Raw genomic sequence first — 14,140 nt, forward strand, 5'->3', positions numbered from 1 at the left:
TTACAGTGTGACATTATGCATACGTGCTTTCTCTTTAATATAAGAGATATAGCTATTTGCACTCTTCTGTGTCTTCTTATCATTAGCAGCTAACACTGCACGGTTATAAGCCGACTTATACTGTTTCAAACTTAAATGAGCCAAAGCTAATTCGAAGTTTGCTTCACCAGGATGATCAATACCCATTGATATGGCTTTTTCAAGCACAGGGATCGCAGCTGTATATTGTTCATTCAAGTTTAATAAGCGACCTTGTTTCAAGTAAGTCTTGCCATCGTTGGTGATGGCTGCAGCTTTACCGTAATACTCAGCAGCTTGCTTAAACTCTTTCGCATTTTGATAGAAACCCGCCAAAATCTCTAAAGACTTAGCGTCCTCAGCGATCATGCCTGATTTCATATGTTTCTGATAAATTTTAGCGGCTTGATAAGGAGCACCTTTTTGTGCCATTAACTGCGCTAAACGCGTAATGTTGCCCGCGCTATCTAAGAAACCATTTCTATAAGCCAAATCGTAAGTTGCAAGAGACTTGTCATAGTCTTCAACCATCAAATAAAACTGTGCTAATTGAACCCACAATCTGCCATCATCCGGGAATAAAGGCACCATGACTTCTAACACGCCAACAGCTTTCTTGTACTTCTTCTGATTGAAGTAAGCTGTCAGTTTCATTTGATACAGACCTTTGTCAGGAGCTTCAGCTAATGAAAGACCTTTGTCGGCCACTTCAATCACTTTATCCCACTGTTTAAGTTCTGAATGCGCAATACCAATACGGCGATACATTTGAGAATCGGATTTACAAGTAAATTCCATCCACTTGTAATAATAAGGAATCGCTTCCTTAAACTTTTTCTCTTGTAATAGCAAATCAGCATAAAGACGCATAGTTGCAGCATGATCTGTACCACCTAAAATATCAGCTTCAACAGCTTGTTTTAGGTACTTGATCGCGGTATCCATTTTGCCTTTCTCGGCATAAAAGTTACCCAACATACGTGCAACATAGGCTTTATCGAAGTCGTTCTTGGCATTTGCCTCTAGCAAAATAGCAATAGCTTCATCGACCTGACCATTGGTATAAGCTTCAAATGACTTCTGAACTTTCTTCGCCGCACCTTCGCCCACGGCTTTAGATTGACGTTTGTCGATAGCACACTTTTCTTCTGCGACTGCAGATGAAAGAGTTAATGAACCTCCACAAACAGAAAGCAATAATAGAACTGCGATTTTATTAACATTACGCATTATTGGTTGCCTCCTTTATCTAAGGTGAAGTCTAGTTGTACTGTCATACCAGGTTGTTTCAATGGCTTGCCATCAACAATCTTTGGCTTGTACTTCCACTTCTTCAGTGCACGAATAGCTTCTTTATCAAATAAGCGTTTTGGTTCTGCTTGAATAACTTCAACGTCGTCGATACCACCGAGTTCGTTAATGGTAAAACGAAGTTGTACCCAACCTTCTTTACCATCACGCGCCGCAGCAATTGGATACTGAGGTTCGATACGAACGATAGGTGTAGCATCACCATCGCGAGTCATCATATTGCCTAATTTAAAACCGGTACTTGGACCTCCAGCTTCTACACCACCCATATTGAACGACATTGCTGTGTCAATATTGCTCGAAGATTCTGGCGGCGTTGCCTCAGGCTTCTGTGGCTGTTCTGGCGGTGGCGGCGGCTTAGGCACTACCCTTGGCTTATTCTGTGCTTTTGAATCCTGTCTATCCATAGTGATTTCAATTACAGGGGTCTCGGCCGATGTTTCGCCGCGCTGTGCGCCGCCACCGACCAAGAACGCCATAAAAGCGAACAGACCAAAAGTCACAGCAGCACCAATAATGATCGATACTAGTGCTCTTAGCATATTAATCGTTCCCCGCAGATACCGAAATTTTATCTATACCAGCCGCTTTGACTTGGTCTAGAACTTTAACAACTAAGCCGTGCATTGCGTCTTTATCAGCCTGAATCAATACCGCAGCTTCAGGAGCTTCAGCCAGCATGCGCTCAACGTTTGCCGTTACACGTTCGATATCAACCTGACGGTTTTCCATCATGATCACGCCTGTTTTACTGACGCCGATAAAGATGTTAGCCGAAGGCTTTGAAGTCGCTTGCGAAGCTTTTGGTTTGTTATAATCCAAACCAGAAGGTTTCACAAATGACGTTGTTACAATGAAGAAGATCAACATGATAAACACGATGTCGAGCATCGGTGTCATATCAATTTGCGCTTCCTCGTCTACGCTGGAATGCTTTTTACGTGCCATGTTCAATCTCTCTCTAGTGGTGCGGCATGCTGTCTTTTAGCTTTTCTAAACTGATTTTCATTTTTACATCCAGACGAGTACTAAAGAATACTCCCGATAATGCTGCAACCATCCCCGCCATCGTGGGCATAGTCGCCATTGAAATACCAGCCGCCATTAAACGAGCATTACTCGTCCCCTGAACTGCCATCACATCAAACACTGAAATCATACCGGTTACGGTACCTAACAAACCTATCATAGGACAAATAGCTACTAAGGTTTTAATCATCAGCATACGTGCATTCAAATCTTGCTTCGCTTGGGACAGCCAAGCTTCACGGATACGGTGTGCGTACCAAGAGGTTGTTTCCTCTCTAGCATCCCACGCAGATATGATAGCTTTATGTTGCTTTGGTGATATCCAATTAAGATACCAATAACGCTCAAGCATCAATACCCACATGAAGAACAATACAAACGCAACCAACCAAAGGACGTTTCCTCCAGCGGCCATGAAGCCCCTGACGGAATCCCATATGTCCATCAGGTATAGCATCATTAGTTAGCCCTCTTCTCAGCATGTGCTGCAATAATGCCCGCACTTTGCTCTTCCAAAATTTGGGTGATTGATTTGCTACGCGCAACGAGTATTGCATGTAGTAACATCAGTGGCAGAGCCGCAACCAGACCTTGTACTGTAGTAACCAGAGCCATAGAGATACCACCCGCCATCAGTTTAGGATCGCCAGTACCGAACAGTTGGATACTTTGGAAGGTCGCAATCATACCAGTTACTGTACCTAGCAGACCTAACATTGGGCCGATAGCTGCAATGACTTTCAAAATTGAAATTCGAGCTTCTAATGCAGGCGTTTCTTTCAGAATAGCTTCATCCAGCTTCAACTCTAATGTTTCAACATCAACATCTTTGTTTTCATGGTAAACCTTCAAGATACGACCAAGGGCATTGTTACCTGGGTTATCAACATTCTTAGCTTGGCGTTTAACTTTTGCACCGATAGCTGCCAGCACAATGAAACGCTCAACCGCAATTAATAAACCAATAGCAAGTAATATCAGAATAATATAACCAATGGTACCGCCTGACTCGATACGATCTTCCATGCTAGCTTTGTTCGTAAAGATGTTTAACAGTACGCCACGTGCAGGGTCGATATAGAAAGGTGCTGTACCAGAAGCCGTTTCTTCCCATTTTGCAACAGCGCTAACTTGATAGCCTTCAGGTTGTTGAGATAACTGCTGAATTAAACCTAATTCAGGGTTATATACAACGTATTTACCGTCAGCCGTTAAGTTATAAGCACCAATACGATGAATAGTCGTCGTTTTCACGTTACCATCAATTTCGGTAACAGAACCTTCAAACTTAACCACTTTGCCAGATTGCGCCATTTCAAATAGCTGCTCTTGCCAAAATTGTTCTAACTCTTCAATTTTTGGCAATTGCTTACGGGCACCTAAATCAGCGATGAATTTATCGCGATTTGGGAATTGAGCACTGATGTTTGAGCTTGCCAGTTTACCAGCGAAATCACCGGCTTCACCTTTAACTACACCAAACATTTCACCCAAGTCACCTTGAGCCGTTTTTAGATCCTCTTCTAACTGAGCAATTTTACGCTCGTTATCTAAGAACGCTTGGTTTAAATCTTTACCACGTTGCTTTTCAGCAGCTAAAGCATCTTTTTCACGCTTTAATAATGCAGCTTTGTCGCCACGTTCTGCTTGGAATTCTTGCTCACGCTTACTGTTGACTTTACCTTCTGCAGCGCGTTCAACTTTAACTTGTTGCAATAATTGGTCAATTGACTTAGGCGCATCAGCAGCGCTCGCCATACCAGCAGTTAAAGAGAAACTTGCAGCCAACACAGCTGTAGTAATTAACTTCTTCATTATTGTGCAGTCTCCGCAGCAGGAATTGGTAACGCGAATAGATCTAGAGCGCCTTGTTTACGGGCAATGCGGATACCTTTGGTCAGTTCACGCAAATAGCTGTCATCTAACTTATCCCAACCCTTAGATTCTGGGTTGTACATCCAGCCAGTCTTTTGATCTAAACTCTGTGCATAAAGAGCAACACGACCTAAGTTAAAGAAGTCAACCAACACTTCTTTACCATCTAGGTTTAACTTACCTTGGTTAACGGCAACAGCACTACCGTATTCACGCTCAATACTATAAGCATCAAGAATTAGACGGTATTTTTCTGCTAGTGTGACTTCGGCAGTATTAAGAAGTTTTTTCAGTTCATTAACACGATTAGTGCGTATTTCAGAATTAAAAGGTAAATCTAATTGAACAAACTGTTCTAATGACTCAACCATTTTAAACATTAATGGCACAACACCTTGGCGAAGTTTATCAACACCATTGATGTCACCCTGCACTGAATCCATTGTCTTTTGTTGATCAGCGACTAAGCTTGCAACGTAATCGTTATATGATTTCAGTGATTCGCGCTCATCTGCGACAGAACCATACTCAAAAAGCATGTCTTGTGCTTGATCGAAATACTTATCAACGTTCTTTTGCGACGCAGCAGCATCAGCATGGATCATACTATCCGCTTTCTGCACGTCGGTAAGAGGATCTGCAACTACTAAGTTGCTGCTCGCTAATGCCAGCACGCCAACAAGTGCAGTAGCGATTTTTGTTCTATTGCTTACCTTGGACATAGTTCCCAACCAATTTGAAGTGAATAAAAAGGTTTAACTTACCAGCAACATAACGACAAGGAATAAATACTTGCCGAAAAAATTTCTGTAAGTTCGTCTTTCTCTTGTGATTCTTAGTTTTTTCTTCCCTTTCCTACGCCCTTACAGGCATAGACCCGCTGGCATCATTTCACAAAATGTTGACCTGTGTCAACATTTCAGACGACTAAAAACTAGTGTAAAGAAGCGTTAATAATGAAATTTTTTACGAAAGGTGTTTTTTTAGGCGGAAATGAATCTTTAGGGTTATTATTATTTGTGTTACAAAATATAAAATCAATTTAAAACCCATAAAATCATAAAGATAGCCAACAACCAACTTTGCGTACCCTCTTTATTAAAATTAACATTTTTTAACATAATGGCGACTCAAGTAGATGTTCTTTACTCATATCCTACTCCTCTCAATAAAAATTTACTTAAGGATTAGGAATGAAACAATATTAAAGAAATCGAAGACCCCGTTTTTTCGGGGAATGTTAATAGTAGAAGAATTTAGAATGGATAATTTAGAGGAAGCTTTCATTAATTTGACTCATCCGAACTGCGGATAAAAGCGAACAAAATCCAATTACAATAAAGTCATCACTCCCTAGCTGTGGCCTTACATCAGTCTGAATATAGCAATTTCAAAACCTATTTAACTGAATTTATCTGCCCAAAGCACTTCCTTAATTCACCAGCGATACCGGCATTCTTAAACTGTTATGAACAACCTTAGCGCCATGAGTCTCTGTTTAACCGCTAATTCAAACCAACTGGCATCGTTTTTAATAACTTAACTAACTTAAACTCAGAATGCTTGGACTTGATGCTGCGTAATCGATTTATGATCAATAAAATTTTTGATTAACAGAAAAATATTTCTCAGATAGTATATCTAAGGCGACGTAGTTGCCTGAGTTTTAGTGAGTTTCATCAAAGGTCCAGTTGCTTATGCCTTCCAGGCTAAAAAGATGAGCATAAAAATCAATCAACTAGAAAAGACAATACTCATTTATAACTGATGTTAACTAACCCGCTAGCAGACAAAACCAAATTAGATACCGTAAATATGAAAAAAGCCCTCTAAAAATCCAGAGGGCTTTATACCAACTAAAACTTAAAACTTAAAACTTAAAACTTAAAACTTAAAACTTAAAACTTAAATCTTACACCCGCATAGTAACGACGACCAATTGGATCATAAGTACTCGCTGCAGTTTCTACACCAGTGCTACTACCTGGCAATCCACTGATAATTGGTGGGGGATCTTGGTCGAATAAGTTATTAATACCAACATAAAACTCGGCCATATCAAATGGGCGATATGCTACATTTAAGTCATGGTAAGTAACAGAACCAACACCAACAGACTCAGGAGCTAAGTCATAGCCAGATAAGAAACCATCATCTAAGAATGACTCACCGATATAAGTTGTATTCCAAGCGATGTTGAAATCACCAATTTCATAGCCCAATGATAAGTAGAACTTATCTTGAGGGGCATCAATTTCCCCATTAAAGTTATCAGGCTCAGCACCTGGCAACGGTATTTCATAACCTTTAATCACATGGGTATATGCTAAACGCGCATTTGTTTGGCCGACTAAACCATAATCTTCTAAATCTTTTGCGTAAGTTATGACATAGTCAATACCAGATGTAACGTAACCACCACTGTTGGTTACAGCAGAGTCAATATACTCTAAAGAACCAGCACTGTTTGGGCCTTCAGGTGCTTGTCGACGGGTAATAAAACTACATAATGCAGCATTACCTCCGTAACATTGGTCCAAAATATACTGGCGGCCAGTACTAACTATAGCGTCTTCGATTTCAATGTCGAAATAATCGATATTAAAATCAAAGTCCTCTAACACTGCAATACCATCTGGTGAATAGGTTACACCAAAGGTCCATGACTTACCTTTTTCAGCGTCTAAATCTGGATTACCACGATTATAACCACTCACACCTTGAATATCTGACTGATTTAAAGTAAATGCTCCATTTGCTGCGATATTCGCCATCACACCAGCATCAGTGCGACATGCTTCAGCTTGCGCACCTGTTGTCGTTGCAGTAACACCCTGACATGGATCTGTCAAGCCAGTTGGAAAAGTTTGGCTTGGTGGTGAATACAACTCACCAATATTTGGAGCCCTCGTTGATAAAGCACGAATAGCCCTAAAACGAAGTTCATCAATAGGTGCCCAGTCAAGAGCAACGTTCCAGCTTTCAGTATTACCAACGGTAGAATAATCTGAGAAACGTACTGCACCACGTAAATTTAACTGCTTAGCCATAAATGCATCAGCAATCAATGGCACATTCACCTCAGTGAAATATTCCATCACATCAAACTCGCCCTCAGTGCTTGGTATAGCATTACCCGCATTTAAGCCAGCTTGTTGTAACGCATCAAATTCACTACGAGCATATTCCTCACGATACTCGGCACCCACCGCAACACCGACGAAACCAGCTGGTAATTCAAAGACATCACCAGAAACACTCATACCTGCAACAGTTTGTGTTGCAAGTGTGTTTAATGAGCTAGGTGCATTCACATAATTAGCCGCTTCTGGTGACACAGTACCAGCACCAAATATATTAATCGGCACACAACCTTGAGCGCGAGCTGTAGCATCACGGCATACTTTATTACCAAACTCATCAGTAACAGCTTCTAGCGCTGATTTAAAATTCAGAACGTTAACTTGGCCTGTACCAGTTTGTCCTTCTTTACTTTGACCGTATGAGAAATAAGTATCTAAAAACCATCCGTCAGTTAATTCGCCATCAATACCTGTCATAATACGGAAAGTATCACGGTCAGCTCTGCTACCACGGTTAGCTATATCAGACATACGGCGAGTAAAAGAGATATCCTTTAAACCATCACCATTTGTATCTGTAGCTAAGTTATAAAGCTCATCAGGTATCACAGAGTTACGTACTAAAGTACGTTCATATTCACCGGGATTAGTCGCACTTTCAATAAATTGTTCAAACTCAACAGGAAGCTGTCCACCAGAGCCTTTAAAAACATCAACCGAAGACAGTGCAAAGGGTTCTAACTGGCTCTGTGTTTGAGTTGATGCATAGGTTCCTTCAAGTGTAGCGTTCCATCCATCTGCAAACTCATACTTACCTGTCGCTGCAAAAAGGTAGCGCTCCGTCGGTACCGCAATTGTACGGATAGCGTTGCGGTTATAGCCATCAGCTTCACGGGTATCTGTTCCATTGGTTGAGAAACCAGAGATAAAGTTACCGTTCTTATCATAAGTATATGGCTTACCACCTGCAACAAAACGGCCTTGTGGTGCAAAACTTGAGTAAAATGGTTGCATCGGCGTAAACATATCTTCAGGCAGACCCGTTACTGCAGCACCTAAAGATATTTGATCGATTGCCGAGCGATCACGATCGCGTGAGTAGACGGCACCTTGGTTAGTGTAAGCACCATGCACCATGATGTTACCTTTACCGTTAGCAGATGATGTACCCATAGTAAATTGAATTTGATCATCTTCGCTATCACCTTCGGCGCTTTGACCTTTTTGAACATCAAATTCAATACCTTCAAATTCTTTTTTATAGATGATGTTAACTACGCCAGCCACAGCGTCTGAACCATAAACGGCTGAAGCGCCGCCCGTCATAATCTCAACACGCTCAATAAATTGAGTTGGAATTGTATTTAAGTCAACAGCAGTATCACCTGGTACACCTGAAACAAAACGACGTCCATTAACTAGAACTAAAGTTCGCTCACTCCCAAGATTACGTAAATCAACAGTGGAAACACCAGAACCTGAGGTTAAAAAGTTAGAGTTAGTACGGCTAAGCGCGGGGGCACCAAATGCTGGATTTTTAAGCAGCAATTCTTGAACGTTAGCAACACTCGAAGTGTCAATCTCATCTGCGCCAATAACCTGCACAGGTGAGAAACCTTGCAAGTCTGTTGAACGAATGCGAGATCCTGTTACTTCAATTTTCTCAATTGTTTTTTCCGCAACAACTGCATCACCTTCTGCTGCAGCAACAGAAAATGTGCTTAGAGCAGCAACAGCTGCACTACCAACTAATGCGTACTTTATTGAATGGCTTAAAAAGCTGTTCTTATACATTGTCAATCTCCCTATATAAGTATGTCTTTATTATAATATTCCCATCGTCATCACACGACGGGCCACACGAAAACGCAACACAACAATCTAAATCAGACCAATAAAATCACATTTAAAACACTTAATCAACAATTGAAACGGAAATAACACAGCAATCGGCGTTTGTGAATAGTTTAAAGCTGATGATTAGCCATAAGCTTTGTCTAGTGTCAAATTGAATAAAAATCATAATGGATTGAAATTTAAGCATTTATTTTATAGTGATGGAGAGTTACCCATTATCAAATTGAAAAACAACTCAAACACAAATACTTGCAAAAAATTAACACTTAAAACCACTTTTAAGTATAAGTGCTCAAAAAACCTGACATTTTATGGCTAAATTTTGTTCAGCAAAAAATGGGGAGATCATTACAACATGGGAATAATTTTCAACAAACAACCTCAATTCTGCTTAAACATGCACTTTTAACCAAAGTGATTTTAATACCGATATTTGACTGGATTTGACTTGTCCTTGATTGCCAATAAGAACAATGACCAAAGACGTCTGTAATATTTAACGTGCACGGGCAGAACTGACGAGTTCTGAAAATGTGTCGAACAGATAACAATAAAAAATTTAATTACCTTCCATTTGAGAAGAACTCGTTATTTAAGGTGACCAAATCATTGAAATAAATGACTTAATCTAAATGACCATTACGCTATTACCAGTTAGTTTTCCATTTTTTCATTCTGATGATAAAAAACCCCAAGTTGCCTCAGGGTTTTTATTATTAAAGCTGGAACAGAATAATGACTCCCGCTAACGAGGATTTAGAACTTCATACTCGCACGAACAAAGAAATAACGACCTAACATTTCATAAGTATATGGATCTGTGTTTGAGTCATTATTACCTGTGTAATAGGGAGGCTCTTTATCGAACAGGTTATTGATACCACCTGATAGGCGAATATTTTGAGTTAAATCATAAGATCCTGATAGATCATGGTATATAACACTCCCTACCGTTGGCGCATAACAACTAGATTCTTTGCCTTTACAAGCAAATGAGTCCATCCCATCAATATAACGAGCTTCATAAGTAAAGCTCCAGTCATCTGCACTAGCAGTGATGTTCATATTACTCTTGAATTTAGCATATGCTCCCGTACCGCCGGTAATGTAACCACGATAATCCACAGCAACACCATCAGGATCGAATTCTTCATATTCGGTCAGAATTGATGTATCCCAACCTGCTTTCCAATCCAATCCCAGAGCTGAAAATGCATAAGCAACATTAATGTCATAACCCGCAGTGTTCGTCGCACCGATATTTTGTAGACCATTGTCAAACTTAATACGACCACTGTTATCAATCTGAATATTAGAAGATTGACACAATACAGTATCAGTATTGATCTTATTACCTGCAGCATCTAAACATTGGTTAGCAATATAATTGTTGTCAACAGAAGTTATAGTGTTTGTTAATTCAATATCGTAGTAATCAACAGTCATAGACAGACCATCTACGAAGCTTGGTGAATAAACTAAACCTATCGTCGTAATGTCGGCTTCTTCTGGGGTTAATAACCCATTACCGCCAACAGTGACTTCAGCTTGGTCTTGTTCTGTTGCAGGATGAACAATTTGTTCGAAGGATGGTGACTTACCACCATATAACTCATCAACAGTTGGAGCACGGAATGCAGTAGACAACCCCCCACGGAACATAAGGTCATCATATACTCGCCAAGTTAAGCCTAGTTTCCATGTAGTGTCATCACCAAACGTGCTGTAATCAAAATAACGCATTGCAGCACTTAGATCGAGTTGTTCCACTAGTGGTAACCCACTTAACAATGGGATAGCCAATTCAGCATAAATTTCATTAACGCTAAAATCACCACCGGTAGGTTCTACCCTAGGATCATTAGCTAACCCCTGTGCTGTTAATGAATCTGGTGTAAACTTTGCAGCTTCTTTACGATTCTCGTATCCAGCAGCAAAGCCCATCATACCCGCTGGTAACTCAACAATATCACCCGATAAGGTTGCAGCAATAATATCTAACTCACTTCCACCACTATTTACTTCGGTATAAATGAATGGAGTGATGCTCTCACCTTCCCATGAAGACTGTAAAAAAGGATCAAACTCCCCCTTTAAAACTGCTGCATTAATTGAACCTAAATTATGTAGATTTGCCAGAGTATCGACAGAGTCGTTGCGACCTTTATTATAAGAGGCATCCCAACTCCAGCCATTATCAAATTCACCTTCTACGCCTAAAACAATACGAATAGTGTCTACAACTTGACTAAAGTCACGGGTACCGGACTCAACCATGCGACGACCATAAGAGAGTTCCTCTCCAGGCTTAACCCATGGCAGCAGGTCATCGGTCATCCAACCACCAGCTGAAATAGGATTATAAACCCATGCATCGCTGTTCCAAATTGGTTGAGGAGCCATTTGTTGATTTGACCAACGCTTTGAATACATAGCCTCAGTAAAGAAACGAGTTGTATCTGTCAGCTCATAGGTTCCAGCAGCCGTGAGATTCAAGCGTTCCATTGGCGTCGATAGATAACTATCTTTCGCATAGTTATATGCATCATTTGCAGTAACATAATCATGGTAAGTACCACCTCTACCACTTAGATCTGCAGTATCGCCCCAAATATGACCACCTTGAGAATAACCACTACCACCGCAAAACAAGCTAATTTTACCACTTGCATCAGGCTTAGTTTCTGTTACAGGGCAATCAGAAAAATCACGATCAGCTTGGCTTGCCTCGCCACGCTTTGTATACTGTGCGCCTATAACGACATTGCCTTTATCAAAGGTGTTACCCAAAGTCATATCAATCGTAGACTCGTCAGCATCACCTTCTCCAGAAATGCCGGTTTGGGCGTTGACTTCAAAACCTTCAAAGTCTCTTTTCAAAATTACGTTAACCACACCAGCAATAGCATCTGTACCATAAACCGCAGAAGCACCATCTTTAAGTACTTCAACTCTTTGGATCATAGAAACTGGAATCGTATTAAGGTCAACAGTAGAAGCAGCTCCTGTACCAGAAGCAATCATTCGACGACCATTAACCAAAACTAGAGTACGGTTAGTGCCTAATCCTCTGAGGTTTATGCGAGAATTACCACCAGAACCATTATTTATGCCAGCGTTAGTCATTGCACCGCCAGCCGAAGTCATTTTCTGCAAAACATCATCAATCGATATTGCACCAGAGGAAATAATGGCTGAAGCATCAATCACGCTAACAGGGCTAGCCGTTTCCATATCTGCGCGTTTAATTCGCGAACCAGTTACAGCTATACGCTCAACTTTTGCTCCATCTTTATCATCTGCAAATGTAAAAGGTACATTTAATACCGTAGCAGTCACACCGCTAATCAGTGCAAAGCGCACAGATTTTGCTATCAAGTTTTTTTTATGCATTGTCAATCTCCCGGGAAAATCATGTTTTTATTATAATTTGCTTATTTAATAAGCAGTTTTAAACAAGGGCACCTTAAACATTCCGAAGTGCTGCGGGAGCATAAAATCATATGAGAGACATTTAATCAACAAAAAGATAACCAAATACAAACAAATAATACACAATGTCTTTTTATTACAAATTAACTTACCGTTAAAAACAAAAAAAGCCAGTCATTACTGACTGGCTTTTTGTTAAAACAGTGGTTTCTACTATATAGAAACTGGAAACTTAAAGTGTGTAACGGATACCAATGGCAACACCGTCAGATTCTGAAAGCGCCATTCTAGCTTCTTGTTCTTTATCTGCACTGGTAAAATCGCTGTAATCTTTACGTGCTTCTACGTAAAGCACTGTGTTTGGGTCCCATACAAAATGCAAACCAACCACGACAAACTGACGTTTGAACTCATCGTTAGGATCGGCATTAAAGTTAGGTTGAATGACGTAGTCTTTACCGGCATCAAGCACGTTGTAAGAAATGAATGGACGTAACCCATTGTCAAACTTGTATGAAACTAAACTTTCAATACCATAGGCGTCTTTAATCAAACGACCAATATTGTCTGTGTCATGATTTTCTTGTCTGTTAACGTTTGCAGCAGCGTATAAGCCATTGCTATCGAAGTTACCCCAAGTGATACCTGCACCGTAGATAAGATCAACCGCTGTGGTTTGTTCGCCGTTACCAAAACTCACATCAAACTCACCGCGGTTAACACCCGCAGTTAAGGTCAGCATATCAGTGGCTTTATAAGTCAGCGCGCCACCATAAGTATAATTGTATTCTACTTGTTGAGCCGCTTTATCACCGCTTTCCCAGTTCGCTTGACACTGAGCTTGTGAAATATCATCCGTTGTATCACAGGTATAGAAGCTGCTGTTTTTCAATTGTGCTTGAACTGCAAAGCTTACATCGCCAAATGCATTGCGATATTGAACTGTTTTATCACCACGACCAACACCGTTTACCGCGCCATCATCTTTATTATAAGTGTAAACACCTGCAGTGTTACCGTCCCACACAAAACCGTAGTTAGTGTTGTAAACGACATCGTACCAAGCGCCCCACTGCTTACCAATAGTCAGTGTTCCATAAGTGTCATGGGACAGACCAGCGTAACCTAAACGGTTATAAAAGAACTCTTCTTGAACAGATTCGAAGCGATTGTTATAGACGATGTCGCTACTACCAACAGGGTTCACACCCCATTCCAATTTAGCAAATGCTTTCCAACCGTCAGTCAACTCACGATTAAAACCAAAATTAATGCGAGATGCGCCGTTAACAACCTCTGTTTCCCCTTGAGTGTTGATCACGCGTGCATCAATAAAACCACCGATTTCTACGGCATTTTTATTATCTTTATAGATCTCGATAGCTGAGACTGATGGAACTAAAAAAATTGCTGCAAGCGCAGTTGCTACTAACGTCTTGTTCATTTGGTGCTTAACCTTTTTTGTTTATGTTCTGTCAACGTCATTCCGTTGTTATATTTCCTTACAATTTCCTCTTAAAGGGTAGCAAACTTTC

The 14,140-nt window shown here is 40.5% G+C and carries 9 protein-coding genes; all 9 read right to left on the bottom strand.

Annotated features, from left to right (window positions below):
- The 9 genes from KO537_RS12360 to KO537_RS12400 all read right to left on the bottom strand — a co-directional run bounded on the left by KO537_RS12360 (position 1) and on the right by KO537_RS12400 (position 14,049).
- Positions 1-1,248 carry a tetratricopeptide repeat protein gene (locus KO537_RS12360; protein WP_131524317.1) on the bottom strand — a complete coding sequence of 416 codons (1,248 nt, stop codon included), beginning with the start codon at positions 1,246-1,248 and terminating at the stop codon, positions 1-3.
- Positions 1,248-1,871: an energy transducer TonB gene (locus KO537_RS12365; RefSeq protein WP_131524316.1), complete on the bottom strand. Its 624-nt coding sequence runs from the start codon at positions 1,869-1,871 to the stop codon at positions 1,248-1,250. Before KO537_RS12365 ends, KO537_RS12360 begins: the two co-directional genes overlap by 1 nt.
- Position 1,872: 1 nt before the next feature.
- A complete protein-coding gene (locus tag KO537_RS12370) occupies positions 1,873-2,277 on the bottom strand; it encodes a biopolymer transporter ExbD (RefSeq protein ID WP_037428129.1) in 405 nt (134 codons plus the stop codon).
- Between the two features lie 13 nt (positions 2,278-2,290).
- Positions 2,291-2,818: a MotA/TolQ/ExbB proton channel family protein gene (locus KO537_RS12375; RefSeq protein ID WP_113938836.1), complete on the bottom strand. Its 528-nt coding sequence runs from the start codon at positions 2,816-2,818 to the stop codon at positions 2,291-2,293.
- The gene (locus KO537_RS12380; RefSeq protein ID WP_173496514.1) at positions 2,818-4,173 is read right to left on the bottom strand and encodes a MotA/TolQ/ExbB proton channel family protein; all 1,356 of its coding nucleotides are present in this window, start codon (positions 4,171-4,173) and stop codon (positions 2,818-2,820) included. Before KO537_RS12380 ends, KO537_RS12375 begins: the two co-directional genes overlap by 1 nt.
- Positions 4,173-4,955 carry a DUF3450 domain-containing protein gene (locus tag KO537_RS12385; RefSeq protein WP_113938838.1) on the bottom strand — a complete coding sequence of 261 codons (783 nt, stop codon included), beginning with the start codon at positions 4,953-4,955 and terminating at the stop codon, positions 4,173-4,175. Before KO537_RS12385 ends, KO537_RS12380 begins: the two co-directional genes overlap by 1 nt.
- Before the next feature lie 1,176 nt (positions 4,956-6,131).
- Entirely contained in the window at positions 6,132-9,110 is a 2,979-nt protein-coding gene (locus tag KO537_RS12390; RefSeq protein ID WP_173245588.1) for a TonB-dependent receptor, read from the bottom strand.
- An 819-nt stretch (positions 9,111-9,929) separates the two neighbouring features.
- Positions 9,930-12,566 carry a TonB-dependent receptor gene (locus KO537_RS12395; RefSeq protein ID WP_028760444.1) on the bottom strand — a complete coding sequence of 879 codons (2,637 nt, stop codon included), beginning with the start codon at positions 12,564-12,566 and terminating at the stop codon, positions 9,930-9,932.
- Between the two features lie 271 nt (positions 12,567-12,837).
- On the bottom strand, positions 12,838-14,049 hold the full coding sequence (locus KO537_RS12400; RefSeq protein WP_028760445.1) for a porin: 1,212 nt from the start codon (positions 14,047-14,049) through the stop codon (positions 12,838-12,840).
- Between the last annotated feature and the right edge of the window lie 91 nt (positions 14,050-14,140).

The sequence above is a fragment of the Shewanella sp. NKUCC01_JLK genome (genome assembly GCF_019345615.1).
GTDB classification, from domain to species: domain Bacteria; phylum Pseudomonadota; class Gammaproteobacteria; order Enterobacterales; family Shewanellaceae; genus Shewanella; species Shewanella oncorhynchi.

Bases quoted from the DNA above. Each gene is read 5' to 3' on its own strand.
- KO537_RS12360 (WP_131524317.1), bottom strand. From the start codon at position 1,248: ATGCGTAATGTTAATAAAATCGCAGTTCTATTATTGCTTTCTGTTTGT.
- KO537_RS12365 (WP_131524316.1), bottom strand. From the start codon at position 1,871: ATGCTAAGAGCACTAGTATCGATCATTATTGGTGCTGCTGTGACTTTT.
- KO537_RS12370 (WP_037428129.1), bottom strand. From the start codon at position 2,277: ATGGCACGTAAAAAGCATTCCAGCGTAGACGAGGAAGCGCAAATTGAT.
- KO537_RS12375 (WP_113938836.1), bottom strand. From the start codon at position 2,818: ATGATGCTATACCTGATGGACATATGGGATTCCGTCAGGGGCTTCATG.
- KO537_RS12380 (WP_173496514.1), bottom strand. From the start codon at position 4,173: ATGAAGAAGTTAATTACTACAGCTGTGTTGGCTGCAAGTTTCTCTTTA.
- KO537_RS12385 (WP_113938838.1), bottom strand. From the start codon at position 4,955: ATGTCCAAGGTAAGCAATAGAACAAAAATCGCTACTGCACTTGTTGGC.
- KO537_RS12390 (WP_173245588.1), bottom strand. From the start codon at position 9,110: ATGTATAAGAACAGCTTTTTAAGCCATTCAATAAAGTACGCATTAGTT.
- KO537_RS12395 (WP_028760444.1), bottom strand. From the start codon at position 12,566: ATGCATAAAAAAAACTTGATAGCAAAATCTGTGCGCTTTGCACTGATT.
- KO537_RS12400 (WP_028760445.1), bottom strand. From the start codon at position 14,049: ATGAACAAGACGTTAGTAGCAACTGCGCTTGCAGCAATTTTTTTAGTT.